Origin of the sequence: Saccharospirillum salsuginis (genome assembly GCF_014651855.1) — a bacterium.
Classification (GTDB): Bacteria; Pseudomonadota; Gammaproteobacteria; order Pseudomonadales; family Natronospirillaceae; genus Saccharospirillum; species Saccharospirillum salsuginis.
Genome location: NZ_BMXR01000001.1, coordinates 299,610 through 317,390, shown reverse-complemented (window position 1 = coordinate 317,390; position 17,781 = coordinate 299,610). Strand labels below are relative to the sequence as shown.

Annotated in this window: 18 protein-coding genes; 12 read left to right on the top strand and 6 right to left on the bottom strand. The window is 59.9% G+C overall.

The features are described from left to right. Positions 1-179: 179 nt before the first annotated feature. On the top strand, positions 180-512 hold the full coding sequence (locus IE111_RS01350; protein WP_189606693.1) for a DMT family transporter: 333 nt from the start codon (positions 180-182) through the stop codon (positions 510-512). Between the two features lie 51 nt (positions 513-563). On the opposite strand, the gene IE111_RS01345 is transcribed toward IE111_RS01350, so the two are convergent. After that, a complete protein-coding gene (locus IE111_RS01345; RefSeq protein WP_189606692.1) occupies positions 564-1,256 on the bottom strand; it encodes an ArsR/SmtB family transcription factor in 693 nt (230 codons plus the stop codon). Between the two features lie 20 nt (positions 1,257-1,276). Between IE111_RS01345 and IE111_RS01340 the strand changes: the two genes are divergently transcribed. The 8 genes from IE111_RS01340 (at position 1,277) to IE111_RS01305 (ending at position 7,460) form a co-directional block, all read left to right on the top strand. Beyond that, positions 1,277-1,681, top strand: coding sequence for an NIPSNAP family protein (locus IE111_RS01340; RefSeq protein WP_229805090.1), 405 nt, complete (start codon positions 1,277-1,279; stop codon positions 1,679-1,681). Then, on the top strand, positions 1,678-2,007 hold the full coding sequence (locus IE111_RS01335; protein ID WP_189606691.1) for an antibiotic biosynthesis monooxygenase family protein: 330 nt from the start codon (positions 1,678-1,680) through the stop codon (positions 2,005-2,007). The genes IE111_RS01340 and IE111_RS01335 overlap by 4 nt, the downstream gene beginning before the upstream one ends. A 118-nt stretch (positions 2,008-2,125) precedes the next feature. After that, complete coding sequence (locus IE111_RS01330; protein WP_189606690.1) at positions 2,126-2,449, top strand: heavy metal-binding domain-containing protein; 324 nt, start codon at positions 2,126-2,128, stop codon at positions 2,447-2,449. Positions 2,450-2,567: 118 nt separating this feature from the next. After that, positions 2,568-3,173, top strand: coding sequence for a pyridoxamine 5'-phosphate oxidase family protein (locus tag IE111_RS01325; RefSeq protein ID WP_189606689.1), 606 nt, complete (start codon positions 2,568-2,570; stop codon positions 3,171-3,173). A gap of 125 nt (positions 3,174-3,298) precedes the next feature. Further along, complete coding sequence (locus IE111_RS01320) at positions 3,299-3,790, top strand: spore coat protein U domain-containing protein (protein WP_189606688.1); 492 nt, start codon at positions 3,299-3,301, stop codon at positions 3,788-3,790. After that, positions 3,790-4,491, top strand: coding sequence for a fimbrial biogenesis chaperone (locus IE111_RS01315; RefSeq protein ID WP_189606687.1), 702 nt, complete (start codon positions 3,790-3,792; stop codon positions 4,489-4,491). Before IE111_RS01320 ends, IE111_RS01315 begins: the two co-directional genes overlap by 1 nt. Before the next feature lie 27 nt (positions 4,492-4,518). Next, positions 4,519-7,047 (top strand): fimbria/pilus outer membrane usher protein, encoded by a 2,529-nt coding sequence (locus IE111_RS01310; RefSeq protein WP_189606686.1) that lies wholly within the window; start codon positions 4,519-4,521, stop codon positions 7,045-7,047. Then, positions 7,032-7,460: a Csu type fimbrial protein gene (locus tag IE111_RS01305; RefSeq protein ID WP_189606685.1), complete on the top strand. Its 429-nt coding sequence runs from the start codon at positions 7,032-7,034 to the stop codon at positions 7,458-7,460. Before IE111_RS01310 ends, IE111_RS01305 begins: the two co-directional genes overlap by 16 nt. Positions 7,461-7,468: 8 nt before the next feature. Here the strand turns inward: IE111_RS01305 and IE111_RS01300 are convergent, their stop codons facing one another. Further along, entirely contained in the window at positions 7,469-8,188 is a 720-nt protein-coding gene (locus IE111_RS01300) for a polyamine aminopropyltransferase (protein ID WP_229805088.1), read from the bottom strand. Positions 8,189-8,462: 274 nt separating this feature from the next. Between IE111_RS01300 and IE111_RS01295 the strand changes: the two genes are divergently transcribed. After that, positions 8,463-9,947, top strand: a complete 1,485-nt coding sequence (locus tag IE111_RS01295; RefSeq protein ID WP_189606684.1) for a SulP family inorganic anion transporter — start codon at positions 8,463-8,465, stop codon at positions 9,945-9,947. After that, entirely contained in the window at positions 9,947-10,810 is an 864-nt protein-coding gene (locus tag IE111_RS01290; RefSeq protein ID WP_189606683.1) for a universal stress protein, read from the top strand. Before IE111_RS01295 ends, IE111_RS01290 begins: the two co-directional genes overlap by 1 nt. Positions 10,811-10,829: 19 nt before the next feature. Here the strand turns inward: IE111_RS01290 and IE111_RS01285 are convergent, their stop codons facing one another. Further along, the gene (locus IE111_RS01285) at positions 10,830-11,177 is read right to left on the bottom strand and encodes a hypothetical protein (RefSeq protein WP_189606682.1); all 348 of its coding nucleotides are present in this window, start codon (positions 11,175-11,177) and stop codon (positions 10,830-10,832) included. Then, positions 11,174-11,725, bottom strand: a complete 552-nt coding sequence (locus tag IE111_RS01280) for an LOG family protein (protein WP_189606681.1) — start codon at positions 11,723-11,725, stop codon at positions 11,174-11,176. The genes IE111_RS01285 and IE111_RS01280 overlap by 4 nt, the downstream gene beginning before the upstream one ends. 132 nt (positions 11,726-11,857) lie before the next feature. Here IE111_RS01280 and IE111_RS01275 point away from each other — a divergent pair, with 132 nt between their 5' ends. Continuing rightward, complete coding sequence (locus IE111_RS01275; protein WP_189606680.1) at positions 11,858-12,700, top strand: putative RNA methyltransferase; 843 nt, start codon at positions 11,858-11,860, stop codon at positions 12,698-12,700. 268 nt (positions 12,701-12,968) lie between these two features. Here IE111_RS01275 and aceF read toward each other — a convergent pair whose 3' ends face one another. Together aceF and aceE are read right to left on the bottom strand one after the other, a co-directional pair. Next, positions 12,969-14,870 carry a pyruvate dehydrogenase complex dihydrolipoyllysine-residue acetyltransferase gene (gene aceF / locus IE111_RS01270; protein WP_189606679.1) on the bottom strand — a complete coding sequence of 634 codons (1,902 nt, stop codon included), beginning with the start codon at positions 14,868-14,870 and terminating at the stop codon, positions 12,969-12,971. Positions 14,871-14,907: 37 nt separating this feature from the next. Next, entirely contained in the window at positions 14,908-17,565 is a 2,658-nt protein-coding gene (gene aceE, locus IE111_RS01265) for a pyruvate dehydrogenase (acetyl-transferring), homodimeric type (RefSeq protein WP_189606678.1), read from the bottom strand. Positions 17,566-17,781 lie beyond the last annotated feature (216 nt).

Here is a 17,781-nt window from a genome sequence, read left to right as displayed (position 1 = left end):
TGAATCCCACGGATGGGATTCATATCCTGCGGTCTAGGCTCCAGGGACGGATTTACGCCGACCCCACAGGGGTATTGCCGGTAGCCGACGCGGACCACTCCCACCAATCCATCCCGGTCCCTGACACAAAGCCCCGAAACAGGTACCCTCCGCAGCCCAATCACACCGGAGGGCTGTACATGAAACACTGGTTGATCCTGGCGCTGGCCATCGTGGCCGAAGTCATCGGAACCTCATCGCTGAAAGCCAGCGAAGGCTTCACCAAACCGATTCCCACCCTCCTGGTGATCGTCGGCTTCGCCACCGCCTTCTATTGCCTGTCCATCACGCTGAAGGTCATCCCCGTGGGTATAGCCTACGCGGTCTGGGCCGGTGCCGGCATCGTCCTGATCACCCTCGCGGCCTGGATTTTCTTCGGACAAAGGCTGGACTGGCCGGCACTGCTGGGCATGGCTCTGATCATCGCGGGAGTCGTGGTGATGAACGTTTTTTCCAAGGCTGTGGCGCATTAATGGAGAAGGAAGCGATTGTCTCCTTCTCTGAGCTTTAGCGATGATGGGCTGTTAAGCCGACGCGAGGGACGCTTCGATGCCGTACCGTTCGACCAGGGCCTTTCTTCCAGGCGCTGTGATGTGTACGACTCTGGAATTCGGTGCCCTCTGCCCCCAGCCCCGCATCAAAAGGTCATTCAAAATCCATTGCCCGAGTCCACCGGCCAGGTGAGTACGTCGTTCACTCCAATCCAGACAGGACTTACACAGGGGGCGTCGGCTACGCGACATGGCATCGAAGTCGACCCCCAGTCGGATGAAATAGCGCTCTCCATCATCGGTCAGACGAGTGATTGCGTGTCTATCCTCCAATACCCCTCTGGCAACCAGGCTATCGTAGATGCCGACCCCCAAGGCTCCTCCGAGATGATCGTAACAAACCCGTGCTTGTCTGAGATCGGGGTCCGACGGCCCGGTTTTCGTAAGGTTCGGTTGAGACGCCGTTACGCTCAGCAAAGTTTCAATTAACTCAGCGACCGGGTAACCGTTCAACTGAAAGTATCGATGCCGTCCCTGCTTGCGCATCACCAACAGATCTTGAGTGACCAACTTACTCAAGTGGCTGCTGGCCGTTTGAGGTGTAATGTCGGCTTCAAGCGACAATTCGGTGGCCGTCAAAGCCTTACCGCTCATCAGGGCAATCAGCATTCGGGATCGGGCAGGATCGCCGATTAAGCGTGCGAGGTCAGAGATATCAGGTTCCATAAGCGTTTCTCCTTACTTCGATGACGATCGAAGCAACGGCCGGTCAGATCGGGATACTGGTGGTGAACAACCAAGGAGACACGATAATGAAAATCACCTGCTTCATCCAATACAAAATCGACCCGCACCGCGCCGGCGAGTTTGAACGCTACGCAGAGAATTGGGGCTCCATCATCCCGGAATGCGGCGGCGATCTGATCGGTTATTTCATGCCGCACGAAGGGACTAACGATGTGGCCTATGGTTTGATCAGTTTCGATAGCCTGGCGGACTACGAAAAGTACCGGAGCCGGTTGAAAGCGGACGAGGCCGGGCGGCGGAACTTTGAGTTTGCCCAAAGCCACCCGTTTATCCAGCAGGAACAGCGCACCTTTCTCAGGCCTGTTTCGGCCACCTACCTGAAGCGGGGAGGGCAACCCCAATGATTGTCGTGATTTTCGAAGTGGTGCTCGATGCGCAAGCTCGTGACCGTTACATGACCATCGCCGAAGAACTTGTCCAGTTTCTTGAATCCATCGATGGATTCCTGTCGGTGGAGCGGTTCCAGAGCCTGGCCGACCCGGATAAGTTGCTGTCCCTGTCCACTTGGAAGGATGAAACGGCGGTTCAAGCCTGGCGAGAACAAATGCGGCACCGGTCCGCCCAGTATGAAGGACGTTATGGGTTATTCAGGGGTTACCGGTTGCGCGTGGCTTCAGTGATTCGGGACTATGGCAAGGAGGATTGGGCACAAGCCCCAACCGAGGTGTGAATAAAGACCCAACCCTGACCTTTGGCCCTTCACATGGTTTGCGAAACTGGTAGCTTAAAGGCTCGGTGTGCCTGATTTCGGGCATCTCCGACCTCCCTAATCAAAAAGGAGCCAGACCATGCTGAAAACCACCACTGCCGTCGTTCAGGGCAAGGAAATTGAAGAATACCTCGATATCGTTGTCGGCGAGGCCATTCTCGGTGCCAACATCTTCAAGGATGTGTTCGGTGCCATTCGCGACATCGTTGGCGGACGTTCCGCGGCTTACGAGCGGGAAATGGGCCATGCGCGCGAGATCGCTTTTCAGGAGATTGAGGAAAAGGCACGGGCACTGGGCGCCGATGGCGTGGTCGGCATCGACATCGACTATGAAGTCGTCGGCTCCCAGGGCGCCATGATGATGGTCAGCGTCAGTGGCACCGCCGTGCGCTTCAAACGCTGATGCCCACGGTCCACCCGCTTTCCGCAGCCCAGTTCAATGTGGACCCGCAGGCCGCGATGCTGACCGACGGTGCTTACCAAGCCGTGTTGCCCAATGGGATTAACTAAGGAGACTCACCATGAAGATCGAAAGCGTCGACCAGTTGCGCGAACTCTATGGCACCCCCAAGGAGAAGGCGGTGCGTAAACAGCTGTCGCACCTGGAGGGTCATTCGAAACGATACATCGGCTTGTCGCCGTTCGTTGTGGTCTCGACTTACGACGCGGCCGGCCATATCGATGTCTCGCCGCGTGGCGGCGACCCCGGTTTCGTCTCCATCCTCAACGACCGCCAACTCTTGATTCCGGACGTCAAAGGCAACAAGCGGCTCGATAACCTGGTTAATATCATTGAAACCGGTCGCATCGGTACCTGCTTCATGGTGCCCGGCGTCGATGAAACCCTGCGCGTCAACGGTCGCGCCAGCCTGACCGTCGATCCCGACTTGTTGGCTCTGTATCCGGGCATTCGCAACAAACCGATCAGCGGTATTCTGATCGACATTGAGGAAGTCTTTCTCCATTGCGCCAAGGCGTTCATGCGGTCCAGGCTCTGGTCAACGGAAGCACGGATCGAGCGGTCCGAACTGCCGACGATGGGGCAGATGCTCAAGGATCAGATTCAACTTGACGACACACCCGAGACTCAGGAAGAGATGCTGGCCCGGTATCGGACCGAGCTGTGACCGGGATTCGGGTCTGCATCGGTTGACCCTGGATTTACATTGCACTCCGCCAGCCTGTGAACGGTGTATCAGACGCCGGTCGATAACGTTCTACACTGTGCTCTACATGCTGACGGAGCATCCCGATGCGATACGTCGCGAGCACTGTGATCGGTCTGCTGGCGGGTTTTTCCTCTATTGTCGGCCAGGCGGAAACCACAGCCACCACCAGTTTCCAGGTGGGTGCACACATACAATCCTCCTGCCGGGTGCAATCGGAGGATCTGCGTTTCTTGTCGCTGTCATCCGCCGAGAGTCAGGCGCTCAATGCCAGCGCGACGCTATCGGTTCATTGCACCCGGGGTACCTATGGCGACATCCGGCTCGGACCTGGCATGCAGCCGGCTGCGGAATCCGAACACAGACGCTTGAGCGGAGAAGGGGGCCGTTCCCTGGGCTATCGATTACAACTGGTTCGGGGAGAGGCCTCACCCGGTGAGGAGGCTTGGGATACCGTCCCGGCGCCTTTGGTGAGTGACGACACGGCTCGCCGCCTGACTTTGCACGGTCGCCTGGACCAGGCTCCCGATTCTCCCGGTTTGTTGACCGATACCGTCACCGTTACGCTGGTGTACTGATGCGTCGATTCATTGAAGGATTAACGGTCATACTGATGCTGTTGGCGGGTTTGGCCCGGGCGGCGAGTATAGAGGTCACCCCGGTTTTGCAGGAGCGGCCGGTGGGGGAAAATACCGCCGTCTATGATCTGGTGAATCGCGGAGACCGGGCCGTGACGATGCAGGTCCGGCTCCAGGCCTGGCGTCAATCCGACGGTATCCGGCTGTTATCCGATACGACCGATCTGCAGGTCACCCCGCCTCTGGTCACCCTCGAGCCGGGTCAATCGGAGCGTGTGCGGGTGACGCTCGAGACCGAACGGTCCGGTCGGGAGCAGGCTTATCGGGTCCAGTTTATTCAGGTACCTGAAACGGCCGAAGCTATTCAACCGGGCGTGCGCACGCTGTTGAAGCTGGACACGCCGCTGTTTTTCCAGGCCGAATCCCCGAAAACCGAGCTCAACTGGCGGGTGCGACACAGTCTGGACGGCTGGCAGTTGGTCGTCCGGAATGCGGGTACGCGTTTCGCCCGGCTTACCGATCCGGTACTGGAAGTGGGGTCGGATCGACGAATCGCTATCGAACAGGGGTTGCTGTACATCCTGCCCGGTTCATCCATCACCTGGCCATTGGCACTGACCGATGCCGAGGCGCATCGCGACTTGTCTTTGCAGTTCAAGACAGGAGGCCGGGTCCGGTTTCAGCCCCTGGAGGGCCGGTAGGCCGTGGTCGGGCGGTGGCCGTGTTGGATGGCGGTGGTATCGGTGTGTCTGTCGCTGGCAGTGCTGGCCGAGAATCCACCGCCGATGTCGGAGGACACCGGTGACCGGCCCCGTCCCATCCGGGTTCAGTGGGTGACGCTGGGCTCCGGCGAACGGGCGTTGCCGTTGGCGCAACTGGCGGAATTTGGCTGGGCGTTGCCCAATGAAGGCGAATACCCCGTGCTCGAATCCGGTCAGAGCCGTGTCATCCCCTTGTCCGCACTGGAGGAACCTCTGATGCGGGTGAATGAACGCGAGGGGGATGTCAGCTTCCAGGCCGACGATCTGATCCCCACCGGCAACGCGGATCGGCGTGACTGGTCGGTACCGGTCGTGCTCAACGACCAGGCCCCCACCCAACCCCTGACTCTGGTGCGTCGCCAGGGGCGCTATTTCCTGCCGGTAGAGACGATCGAGGCGCTGAACCTGGACCGCGCCGCGGTCGATTCGGAATTCGACGGGCTCTATGCGCTCGATGCTCTGTCGGACGGATTTTTCTGGCTAGATCTGAGCCGTCCCCGTTTAACGCTCTGGGTGCAGCCGGGTCGTTTCAATACCTATGTGATCGAGCGTCAACGGGCGGACCCGCTCGTGCCTCAGTCCGGCTACTCGGCCGTGTTCGATTACCGGCTGACCGAAGGGGTCGACGCGGATGCGACCCGATGGCGCACGGCGTATCTCGATGGCGCCGTCAGCGTCGGCACCGCCTATTGCGAGAGCCAGCATCTGTATCGTTCGCGCACGGAGATCCTCGGCCGGCTAGGCAGTCGGTGTGTATTGGATCGGCCCCGTTCGCTGCTCTCTCTGGTGGTCGGCGACACCCTGACCTCGAGCCAGGTGCTCGGTCAGACCGTGTCATACGGAGGCGTCCGCATCGGCACCAATACCCAATTGGCGCCGTCCTGGGTGACGCGGCCGCGCCCCAGCCTGCGGGGCAGCGTGCTGACGCCCGCCATGCTGGAAGTCTGGATCAACCGCAACCTGGTGACCCGCCAGGATATCCCGCCCGGTCCGTTCAGACTGACCGGTCTGCCGGCCGCCAGTGGCGTCAGCGAGATTCTCAGCCAGGTCAAAGAGAGCGACGGGGTACCGGTCACCCAGCGTTTTTCGTTTTACTCCGATCCGTCGCTGCTGGCCGAAGGCTTGAGGGACTGGTCTCTGTCCTACGGGCACCGCCGCATCGGGACCGTGGATGGCCGGATTCAATACGATGAAGACCCGTTCGCTCTATTGAGCGGTCGGTACGGACTGACCAATCGGTTGACCGTCGGCGGGCGCGCAGAACTGCTGCCCGAAGGCTGGGTCAACGGCCTGTCCGGTTACCTCGGGCTGGGCCCGCTGGGCATGCTCGATCTGGGCGGCGCGGCCAGCGTGGAACAGAGCGGATCGGTCGGCACCACCTGGTTGTGGGGGTACAGCCGCCGTACCTCGTCACTGTCGTTTCGGATTCAGGAGCAGCGAACCGATGAAGGCTTTATACAGCTTGGAATCGGCAACCCGAATCGCGAACCCGAACTCGACCAGCGCGTGACCCTGGGCTGGTCGGTGCGCAAGGGGGTATCGCTGTCGCTGGGTCGGTTCCGGCGCGACTACCGTGACCGGGACGATCAACTGTATCACTCCGCAACGCTGGGTCTGACAATGGCGGGCAAGGGCTCGTTGCGATTCAATGTCCAGGATCAGATTCGCCCGGAACCGGAACGTCGGTACAGTCTGGCGTTCACCTTGTCATTGGGTAAAGGCAAGACCTTGTCCGCGACCGCCTCGGGCGACCAATTGGCCGATCGGGGTGTGACCTATCAGTACAATGCGCCGAATGACGGTGGCTATGGTTACCGTCTGCACGCCGGTGTTCGCAACGAAGTGCCCGAACAGGACGCCGAACTGACTCTGGACGGCCGACTGGCATCGCTGCGCGTGGTCGGTCGACGGCAGGAGCGGGAGGTCAGCGGTTTCGCCGAATTAAGCGGCGCCTTGGTGTTCAATGAAACCGGCCCGCATCTCAGTCGCAACCCGGCCGGCAGCTATACGGTCGTCGACGCGGGCGTTCCGGACATCCGGGTCTACAAGAACAATCGACTGGCGGGCACAACGGGCCCCGATGGCCGGATCGTGGTGCCGGGCCTGAAACCCTACAGCCGTAATCGACTGCGGCTGGCCAGCGAGGACCTGCCGCCCTCGGCCTCCCTGGACGAACCCGGCCGTCAATTGGTGCCGGGGAATCGCCAGGTTTTAACGGCCCGATTCCCGGTCCGGTTCGAGCGCACCGTTCAGGCGACTCTGGTCAATGCCGAACAGGAACCGCTGCCGGCCGGCACGGTGGTTCGGGTCGAGGGCATGGATGAGTCGCTGACGCTCGGTCACGAAGGGTTGTTTTATGTCGACGTCGGTCCGGCGCAGGCGCTTCAGGGACAGGCTCGCACGGGGGATGGGCAAGTGTGCGAATTTCGTGTTGATTTGAGCGGGGTAGATGCCTACCCGGCGAATGTGGGGACTCTGTCATGTCGTTCTCGGTAAGAATACTCCTGAGCCTGTTTGCGGGGCTGGGCGCGCCGCTGTCGCTGGCCTGTACGCTCAGCGCCACGCCGATCGCCTTCGGATCGGTCAATCCTCTGGATGAAGCGCCCACCGACACGGTCGGCACGCTGACGGTAACCTGCCCGGAACCAGTCAGTTACACCCTGAGCGCAACATCGGGGCAGGGCGGTTACACTCAGCGACAGATGACATTCGGCGACCATGAACTGGCCTACAACCTGTATATCGACTCGGAATTCCTGTTCGTATTCGGGGATGGAACCGGAGATACCCGGGTCATCAGCGGGGAAGGCACGAACAGTGAACACGTCGTTCACGGCTGGATGCCGAGCCAGCCAACCGCCATCCCAGGTGTGTACAGCGACGACATCGTCGTCACCCTGTCGTATTGATTCATCGGTTAGGGGCGAACGCCTTTGGCCACGTAGACCGTGCTGGACGACTCGGCGTTCATGAACGGGTTGTAGAACCTCACCGTGTGCGGTGTGACGTCCTGAAACACCTCGGTCAACAAATCCTGAAAAGCCGCGTCCGGCGGGTCGTTGGACCACATGGCGAACACGCCGTCCGGGGTCAGTTGGCGGGCCATCGCTTGCAGCGATTGGGGTTCGTAAAAGCCGCTGTTGCTCGCGAACAGGACGTCGCCGGGTGAATGGTCGATGTCGAGCAAAATGGCATCGAGCGAGGCGGGCGGCAATTCGGCGACCAGTCCGTGTGGCCTGCCCTGGGCCAACTCGAAGAAACTGCCCTGAACGAACCGGCAACGTGCATCCTGATTGAAAACCGCCCCGAGCGGGACTTTTTCATCCCGGTGCCAGTCGATCACCGGCTGCAGCAGTTCCACCACCCAGAGGGATTCGACCCGATCGGACTGGAGCGCCGTAGCGGTGGTATGGCCGAGCCCCAGTCCGCCGACCACTACCTTCAACCGGTCGCCGGTCGCGGCCTGAATGCCGAGATCCGCCAGCGCTTCCTCGGCGGTCACGAACAGGCTCGACATCAGAAATTCCTCATCGAGCTTGATCTCGTAGATGTCGTTCGAGGTCAGATCGGGGATCCGGCGCCGTCTGAGGGTGATTTCACCGATGTCGGTCGGCTGGGAATCGATCTGTTCGAACATGGGTTTCAGGCGGTGCTCCTCGGGTTCCTGGGGCTGTCTTGTTGCCAATTGTCACAGAAAAACGCTTGTAGTTTTAGAACGAAAAGGTACTATTCGCGCCGTTTTTCAGCGTTTTCCCATCTATGTGCGGTTCTGCACAGCTGACTTCCCCAGGCTACGGCCAATACTGAAAATTTGAAACGAGTGTGAGGCAAGGCGGCACGGCCAGGCCTCACCGGCCCTGGCATACGACCGGAACAGGGAGACGCATTCAACGGGCTCAGAGAGGTTTGGAATGCTTTTATCATCGACCCGAAACGACTGGATCGGGAACATTCGTGGCGACTTGCTCGCCGGTATCGTCGTCGCGCTGGCGCTCATCCCCGAGGCCATCGCTTTCTCCATCATCGCGGGTGTGGACCCTAAAGTGGGCCTGTACGCCTCCTTCTGCATCGCGGTGATCACCGCTTTCACCGGCGGTCGTCCGGGCATGATTTCCGCCGCCACGGGCGCCATGGCGTTACTGATGGTCACGCTGGTGAAAGAGCACGGCCTGCAGTATTTGCTGGCGGCAACCCTGCTGACCGGGGTGCTGCAAATCATCGCCGGCTACCTGAGACTGGGCGAACTGATGCGCTTTGTCTCCCGTTCGGTGGTCACCGGTTTCGTTAACGCACTGGCCATTCTGATTTTCATGGCGCAACTGCCGGAATTGATCAACGTCACCTGGCACGTATATGCCGTGACCGCAGCGGGGCTCGGTATCATCTATCTCTTCCCGCTGATCAACAAAACCATTCCTTCACCCTTGGTTGCCATTCTGTTGCTGACCGCCGTTTCCGTATTCCTGGGGCTGGATATTCGGACCGTGGGCGATCTGGGTGAACTGCCCGACGCCCTGCCGATCTTCCTGTTGCCGGATGTTCCGTTGAACCTGGAAACACTGGCGATCATCCTACCGTATTCGATTCCGCTGGCCATGGTCGGCCTGCTCGAATCCCTGATGACCGCCACCATTGTCGACGACCTGACCGATACCCCGAGCGACAAGAACCGTGAATGCAAGGCCCAGGGCGTGGCCAACATCGGCGCCGGATTCCTCGGCGGTATGGCGGGTTGTGCGATGATCGGTCAGTCGGTCATCAACGTGAAATCGGGCGGCCGTGGCCGCTTGTCGACCCTGATCGCCGGTGTGGTGCTGTTGTTGATGGTCGTGTTCCTGAACGACTGGGTGTCGATGATCCCCATGGCCGCTCTGGTCGCGGTGATGATCATGGTGTCCATCGGTACCTTTAACTGGGGATCGATCAAAGATCTGAAAGAACACCCGTTGTCGACTAATATAGTTATGGTAGTCACTGTCGTGGTTGTGGTCTGGACTCACAATCTGGCCTATGGTGTGGTCGCGGGTGTTTTGCTGGCGGCGCTTTTCTTCGCCAACAAGGTGGGGCATTTCATGTATGTGAGCAGCGAGTTCGACGACTCCGAGGAAACGCGCACCTACAAAGTGATCGGCCAGGTGTTTTTCACCTCATCCGAGAAGTTTCTGGCCTCGTTCGACTTCAAAGAAGCCGTCGATCATGTTGTGATTGATCTCACCCGAGCTCACTTCTGGGACATCACCGCCGTGGGCGCACTGGACAAAGCGGTGATCAAGTTCCGCCGGGAAGGTGCCAAGGTCGACATCATCGGCCTCAACGAAGCCAGCGAGACCATCGTGGACCGCTTTGGCGTACACGATAAACCCGAAGAAATCGAAAAAGTCCTGGGAGGCCACTGATGACCGACAACGAGAATAAAGTATTGGCCTGCATCGACGGCTCCCGCTACAGCCAGTCCGTGTGCGATTACGCGGCCTGGATCAGCCGGCGCACCGGTGCGCCGTTGAAGCTGTTGCACAACATCGAGCACCAGGCCAGCGCCACGACCATGGACCTGACCGGCGCCATCGGCATGGGCAGTCGCGAACTGCTGATGAAGGAATTGACCGAAATCGAGGAGCAGCGCAGCAAACTGCTGCTCGAGCAGGGTAAGTTAATGCTTGAAACCGCGCGCGAACGGGCGGTGGCGGCCGGCATCGAACACCCCATCGTCAAGCAACGCCACGGCAGCCTGACCGAATCCCTGATCGAAATGGAAGACGACATCCGGGTGCTGGTGCTGGGCATTCGTGGCGAAGACCACGAGCGCGACAACCATCACCTCGGGGCTCATCTGGAAAGCACCGTCCGGGCCCTACACAAACCCATCCTGGTCGTGAACAGCGACTTCAAGGAGCCCGAGCGTATCATGCTCGCCTACGACGGCAGCGACGCCTCCGGCAAGGCACTGGAGATGCTGGCGCGAAGCCCGCTGTTCAAAGGCATTCCGGTGCACCTGGTCACGGTCGGTGAAGACCCCGGCACCGCCGGCAAACTGCAACACGCTGCGACCGAAAAGCTGCAAAACGCCGGTCACGACGTCACCGCCGTCACCCTGGACGGCCGCCCCAGCGACGAACTGTGCCGCTACCAGGCCGAACACAACATCGACCTGACCCTGATGGGCGCCTTCAGTCACACACGGCTGCGCGAACTGGTGCTCGGCAGCCTGACCGCCAAGGTACTGCTGGGCGCCAACCAGCCGCTGCTGTTGCTGAGGTAGACGCTTTCGCCGGGGGAAACTATTCCTCCGGCGGTCCCACACGCCACACTTTGAACAAATACACATACAGGGCCACCACCAAGGCTGTCGCCAACGCGGTCGCCAACCAGGACGGCTGCTCAATCACCTCGGGATTGATGGTCAGCCCCAAACCACCCAGCGTAAACACCTGTTGCGGCATCAACCAACGTTTCCTCGGCCCCGCCTTGAACGACAACCGCACGGTAAAATGCAACGCCATCGGCAGCGCCGCCACAATAACGCCCCACCAGGGTTGGGGGCGGTCGGCGATGAACGCCGCCGGTACGGCCAGCAGCAAGCTCAGCACCAGCAAGGCCTGATGCAAACGAACGTAGGACAGCTTCACGAACGAGGCTCCACCTCGGCTTCCAACCGATCCAGCAGCTCAGTGATGTCGGTCGCCATGACCAGGCTCTCGGTCAGATCCGACCAGGCGAATTCCTCCGCCGTCATGCGTTCGATCATCGTGATCAGCGGATCGTAATAACCGTGCGGGTTCAGCAGCGCCACCGGTTTTTTATGGTAGCCCAGCATCTTCCAGGTCCACACCTCGAACAGCTCCTCCATCGTCCCCGGTCCTCCCGGCAACGCCACGAACGCCTCGGCCGCGTTCGACATGATCGCCTTGCGATCGTGCATCGTCTCCACGATTTCCAACCGCGTCAGGTTCGGGTGCGCCACCTCCTTCTTCTGCAACGCCCGGGGCAGGGCACCCAGCACCTCGCCACCGCCGGCCAGCACCGCGTCCGCCACCGCCCCCATCAAACCGACCTGGGCACCGCCATAGACCAGATGATGACCGCGCGCCGCCATCTGCTCGCCCAAAGACCGTGCCAGCGCCATGAATCGGGGGTCTTTTCCCGTTTTGGAGCCGCAAAACACCGTGATATGCATCCGAAATTCCTCTACTCTGTGCCGCCAGGCAGGATTCAAAACCTCATGGTAACGCACTCAGGGTAGCGACGTGATGTTGCATTTCACAGGCGCCGAATCCCGCCCGCCCGACACCGCACCACAGGAAGCACCATGCCGCACACCCCCTTCGACCGACTCGCCTGCCCACTGGACAGCCAACCCCTCACCCGAGACGACAACCGCTGGACCTGCTCCCACGGCCACAGCTACGACATCGCCCGCCAGGGCTATACCCACCTGCTACCGGTCCAGCACAAGCGCTCGCGGGATCCCGGCGACAGCAAAGCCATGGTCCAGGCCCGCAAGCGCTTCCTGAACGGCGGCTACTACCAGGCGATAGCGACAGCCGTTACCCAAACCACCCTGAAAGACCATCCTTCCGAACAGCCTTTGGCCTGCCTCGATGCCGGTTGCGGAGAAGGCTACTACCTGCGGCAGCTGGCCGAGCAATCACCGACCGATCAACCCCTCGAACTGATGGGGCTCGACGTCTCCAAATGGGCCGTACTGGCCGCCGCCAAGCAGGACAGCAACACCACCTGGGTGGTTGGCACCAACGCCCATTTACCGGTGCAAAGCGACAGCCTGGACCGTGTGTTGTGTATGTTCGGGTTCCCGGTGTATTCGGAGTTTTCTCGTGTGTTAAAACCCGGTGGCCGATTGATTCAGGTCGATCCCGGTGCGGATCATTTGCGGGAATTGCGAGCGGTTTTGTATTCGGAGGTTCGAGACAGTCGATCATTGGAACAGAGTGTGCCGGAAGGATTTGAAGCGGTGAGTGAGGAGCGCATTCGCGAAGTCGTGTCCATCGAGGGGCAGGACAATATTCAGGACGTGTTGTCGATGACACCGCATGGGTATCGGGCACCGAAGGAGGGGTTGGAGCGGGTGGCGATGTTGGAGGAGATTAACGTAGCGGTGGATGTGGTTATCCGAGTGATGGAATTCCGTTAGTAATGAGTCATTCAAGGACGGTGGTGTGATCCGTGCCACGTTTAAGTGGTGGGCAGTGCCCACCCTACGAAGTCAGCGCCTGGGGTGGGGGTAGACCTATCTAGGGAAGTGCGCAGCATGGATGCTGCGGTCTAGCCTACATGGACGTATACACGGCGACCCTGGATAGGTCTACCCCCACCCCTGGTGCGGACCCGGGCACAAATCCCACTCCATAAAAAACCCGGCGCGAAGCCGGGTTTTCTTAAGAAGCTCAGTCTTTAAATGATCACAAGACCAACCGACGGATATCGGTCAACACCTCACAGAGGTAGGTGGTGAACTTCGCCGCATCGGCGCCGTTGACCGCGCGGTGATCGTACGACAGAGACAGCGGCGTGAACGTGCGTGGCACGAACTCGCTGCCGGTCCAGTGCGGTTTCACCTGGTTCTTGGAGACACCGAGGATCGCCACCTCCGGCGCATTCACGATCGGCGTGAAGGCCGTGCCGCCGAGACCGCCCAGGCTGGATACCGTAAAGCATCCGCCTTTCATCTCATCCGACTTCACCTTGCCATCACGACCGCGCTTCGCGTAATCGATGATCTCTTCCGCGATCTGCCAGATCGACTTCTTGTCCGCATCGCGAATCACCGGCACGATCAAACCGTTCGGCGTATCCACCGCCAGCCCGATGTTCACATAATGCTTCTGGACCAGACGCTTGCCATCGGCCATCAATGACACATTGAACTGCGGGAATTCCTCCAGTGCCGATGCGGCCGCCTTCACGATAAACGCCAGCGGGCTGATCTTCACGCCGCGCTTTTCCATCTGCGGTTTCAGCGACTGACGGAACGCCTCGGTATCGGTCACATCCGCCTCGTCGAACTGAGTGACGTGCGGAATGTTCAGCCAGTTGCGCGCCATGTTCTGTGCCGTGATCTGCTGGATCCGGTTCAGATCCTTGATCTCGACCTCGCCGAACTTGCTGAAGTCCTGATCCGGGATTTCCGGAATGCCCGCGCCAGCGGCCGCCTTGGTTGGTTCCTGCAACCGCTTCTTCACGTAGCCCGCCACATCGTCTTTGACGATCCGGCCTTTGGGACCGCTGCCCGGCACCAGCGCCAGGTCGACGCCGAATTCACGCGCCAGCTTGCGTACCGCCGGACCGGCGTGAACCGGTTTGGACGGTTGCGTCGGCGCGTCATCGTAGGCATTCGCGAGGCTCGGGGCCTGCTCCTGAGTCGCCGCCTTGGGCGCCGGAGTTTCAGCCGGTGCCGGTTTTTCGGAGGCCGCTTTCTCTTCCGATTCGGCGTCCGATCCACCGCTGACTTTCAGTTTCAGCAAGGGCATGCCTTCGCTGACTTTGTCACCGGTGTTGATCAACACCTCGACGACTTCACCGGCTTCGGTGGCCGGCACTTCCATGCTGGCTTTGTCGGTTTCCAGCACGCAGATCGGGTCGTCCACGTTCAAGGTATCGCCAGGCTTGACGTTGACTTCGATCACGTCGACATCGGAGGCATCGCCGAGGTCCGGCGTATTGACCGTCTTCACCGACTCGCCGCCACCCTTGGACTTGGGTGCGCTGTCTGAGGGCTTGGACGCTTCCGCCGTGTCGCCGCCGCCAGCGCCGGTTTTCACTTCGATCAGTACCGACCCTTCGGAGATCGAATCGCCTTCCTTCACCTGGATGGAGACGACTTCACCGGCCTTGTCGGACGGGACCTCCATGCTGGCCTTGTCCGATTCCAGTGTCACGATCGGGTCTTCCTCGGCGATGGTGTCACCGACTTTGACATTGATCTCGACAATGGTTGCATTGTCCATGCCGATATCCGGTACTTTGACTTCCTCGACGCTGCCACCGGAAGCCGAAGCCGCCGCCTGAGACGGTTCCGCGGTCTCTTCCTGCGGCGCGTCGTCGGATTCGTCGGCATCGCCCGAGGCGCCTTCGACTTCGAGGTACAGTATTTCATCGCCCTCGGCCAGAGATTCGCCTTCACTCACCTTGATCTGGGTGACCTTACCGGCTTTGGGCGACGGGACGTCCATCGATGCCTTGTCGGACTCCAGCACAATGAGAGTGTCTTCTTCAGCGATGGTGTCGCCTTCTTTGACGCTTACCTCAATGACCGAGGCCGAATCCATTCCCAGATCGGGAACTTTTATGATTTCAGTTGCCATGTATGACTCCTAAATCCGCTCGTATCCGCTGCCCAAATTACGCAGTCACCGGGTTGGGTTTGTTCGGGTCCAGGTTGAACTTCTTGATTGCCTGGTTGACCTCTTTCGCCTCGATGGAGCCCTCGTCGGCCAATGCCTTCAGAGCGGCGACAACGACCCAGTAACGGTTCACTTCGAAGAAGTGGCGCAGTTGGGCGCGGGAGTCACTGCGGCCGAAGCCGTCGGTGCCGAGCACATAGTAAGGCTGCGGAACCCACTTGCGGATCTGGTTCGCGTAATTCTTCACATAGTCGCTGGCGGCGATGACCGGACCGCGACGTTTTTCAAGCTGTTGGGTGACGTAGGAGACACGCGGTTTCTCTTCCGGGTGCAACATGTTCCAGCGGTCGACATCCAGGCCGTCACGGGTCAGTTCGTTGTAGCTGGTCACGGACCAGACATCGGCCTGAACGCCGAAGTCGTCACGCAGCAATTCGGCCGCGGCACGCACTTCCTGCATGATGGAGCCGGAACCGAACAACTGAACGGCTTTCTTGCCTTTCTTGACGCCGTCTTCCAGCAGGTAGAAACCTTTCTTGATGCCCTCGACCATGTGTTCTTCCAGGCCGGGGTGCTGGTAGTTTTCGTTCAGCGTGGTGATGTAGTAGAAGACGTTCTCTTCGTCTTCGACCATACGCTTCATGCCGTCCTGAACGATGGTGACCAGTTCGTAGCCGTAGGAGCAATCGTAGGTCACGCAGTTCGGGATGGTGCCGGCCAGGACATGGCTGTGGCCGTCCTGGTGCTGCAGGCCTTCACCGTTCAGCGTGGTCCGGCCGGAGGTGGCACCGATCAGGAAGCCGCGCGCCTGCAAGTCTCCGGCCGCCCAGGACAAGTCGCCCACGCGCTGGAAACCGAACATGGAATAGAAAATGTAGAACGGAATCAGCTGCTTGTTGTACGTGCTGTACGACGTGGCCGCCGCCAACCAGGAGCTGAAGGCGCCGGATTCGTTGATGCCTTCCTGCAGGATCTGGCCTTTGACGTCCTCTTTGTACCACATGACCTGGCCCTTATCCTGGGGGATATAGAGCTGGCCGTTGGGCGAGTAGATGCCGTACTGACGGAACAGGCCTTCCATACCGAAGGTGCGTGCTTCGTCGGGCACGATAGGTACGATGCGATCGCCGATTTCCTTGTCCTTCAACAGGTTGGAGATCATGCGGACAAACGCCATGGTGGTGGAGATCTGACGATCGCCACTGTCCTTGGTCAGGGACTCGAACGACTCCAGTGACGGCACTTTCAGTGTCTCGTCGGCCTTTTCGCGGCGCATCGGAATGTAGCCACCCAGATCGTTGCGATGCTTGCGGATGTACTGCATTTCCGGGCTGTTTTCATCCGGACGGTAGAACGGAATCTTGCCGTTTTCCAGGTCTTCGTCGGCGATCGGTACACCGCAGGAATCGCGGAAGGCTTTCAGGTCGTCCACGTCCAGTTTCTTCAACTGGTGGCTGGCGTTTTTCGCTTCGCCCGCTTCCAGGCCATAGCCCTTGACGGTGTGCGCCAGAATAACGGTCGGCTGACCGTTGTTGTCGCTGACGGCGCGCTGGAAGGCGGCGAAAACTTTGTACGGGTCGTGACCGCCGCGATTCAGACGGTAGATGTCGTCGTCGCTGAAGTCTTTGACCATCTCGGCCAGTTCCGGGTACTTGCCGAAGAAGTGTTCACGGGTGTAGGCACCGCCGTGCGATTTGAACGCCTGCAGTTCGCCGTCGACCACTTCGTCCATGCGCTTCTGCAACAGGCCCTTGTCGTCTTTGGCGAACAGCTGGTCCCAATGGCGGCCCCAAACGACCTTGACCACGTTCCAGCCGGCACCGCGGAACACGCCTTCGAGTTCCTGAATGATCTTGCCGTTACCCCGGACCGGACCGTCCAGACGCTGCAGGTTGCAGTTGATGACGAAGTTCAGGTTGTCGAGATGCTCACGACCGGCGAGGGAAATGGCGCCCAGGGACTCCGGTTCGTCACACTCACCGTCGCCCAGGAACGCCCAGACACGACCGCCTTTTTCGATCTGGCCGCGGTTTTCCATGTAGCGCATGACGTGCGCCTGGTAGATGGCCTGGATCGGACCGAGACCCATGGAGACGGTCGGGAATTGCCAGTAGTCCGGCATCAACCAGGGGTGCGGGTAGGAGGACAGGCCCTTGCCGTCGACTTCGCGACGGAAGTTGTCGAGCTGTTCTTCGCTCAGGCGGCCTTCCACGAAGGAACGGGCGTAAATGCCTGGGGAAATGTGGCCCTGAAAATAGACCAGGTCGCCCGGGTGCGTTTCGGTCGGCGCACGCCAGAAATGGTTGAAGCCCATGTCATACAGGGTCGCCGAGGACTGGAAGCTGGAAATGTGGCCGCCCAGGTCGTCGCCGCTCTTGTTGGCGCGCACCACCATGGCGACAGCGTTCCAGCGGATCATGGCGCGGATTTTACGCTCCATGGCGTTGTCGCCGGGGTACTTGGGTTCCTCATCCAGCGGGATGGTGTTGCGGAACGGCGTGTTCAATGCAAACGGAACGTCCGGGCCGGACTTGGTGACATTGTCGGACAGCCGCTTCAACAGGAATTGCGCGCGGTCGGAGCCTTCTTCGCGCATGACGGAGGCCAGGGCATCCAACCATTCCTGCGTTTCAATGGGATCGATATCGTGTTCCATAAAGTTCAGACCTCTTCCCCTATGGGTTGAATCATCAAATGGGCAGATTCGTTTTGGGTGCCGGCCGGCACTCGGGTGCCGGCCAACGGTAAACTCGGTCTCGACACTGTAGCTGAATTTTCAGTGTTAGCGTGTCGTCGCGTTCTGGCGAAATTTCGCTTTTTTTCAGTCCCAGAACGGCAAACGGCAGCCACAAGGCTGCCGTTTTTTACGTTT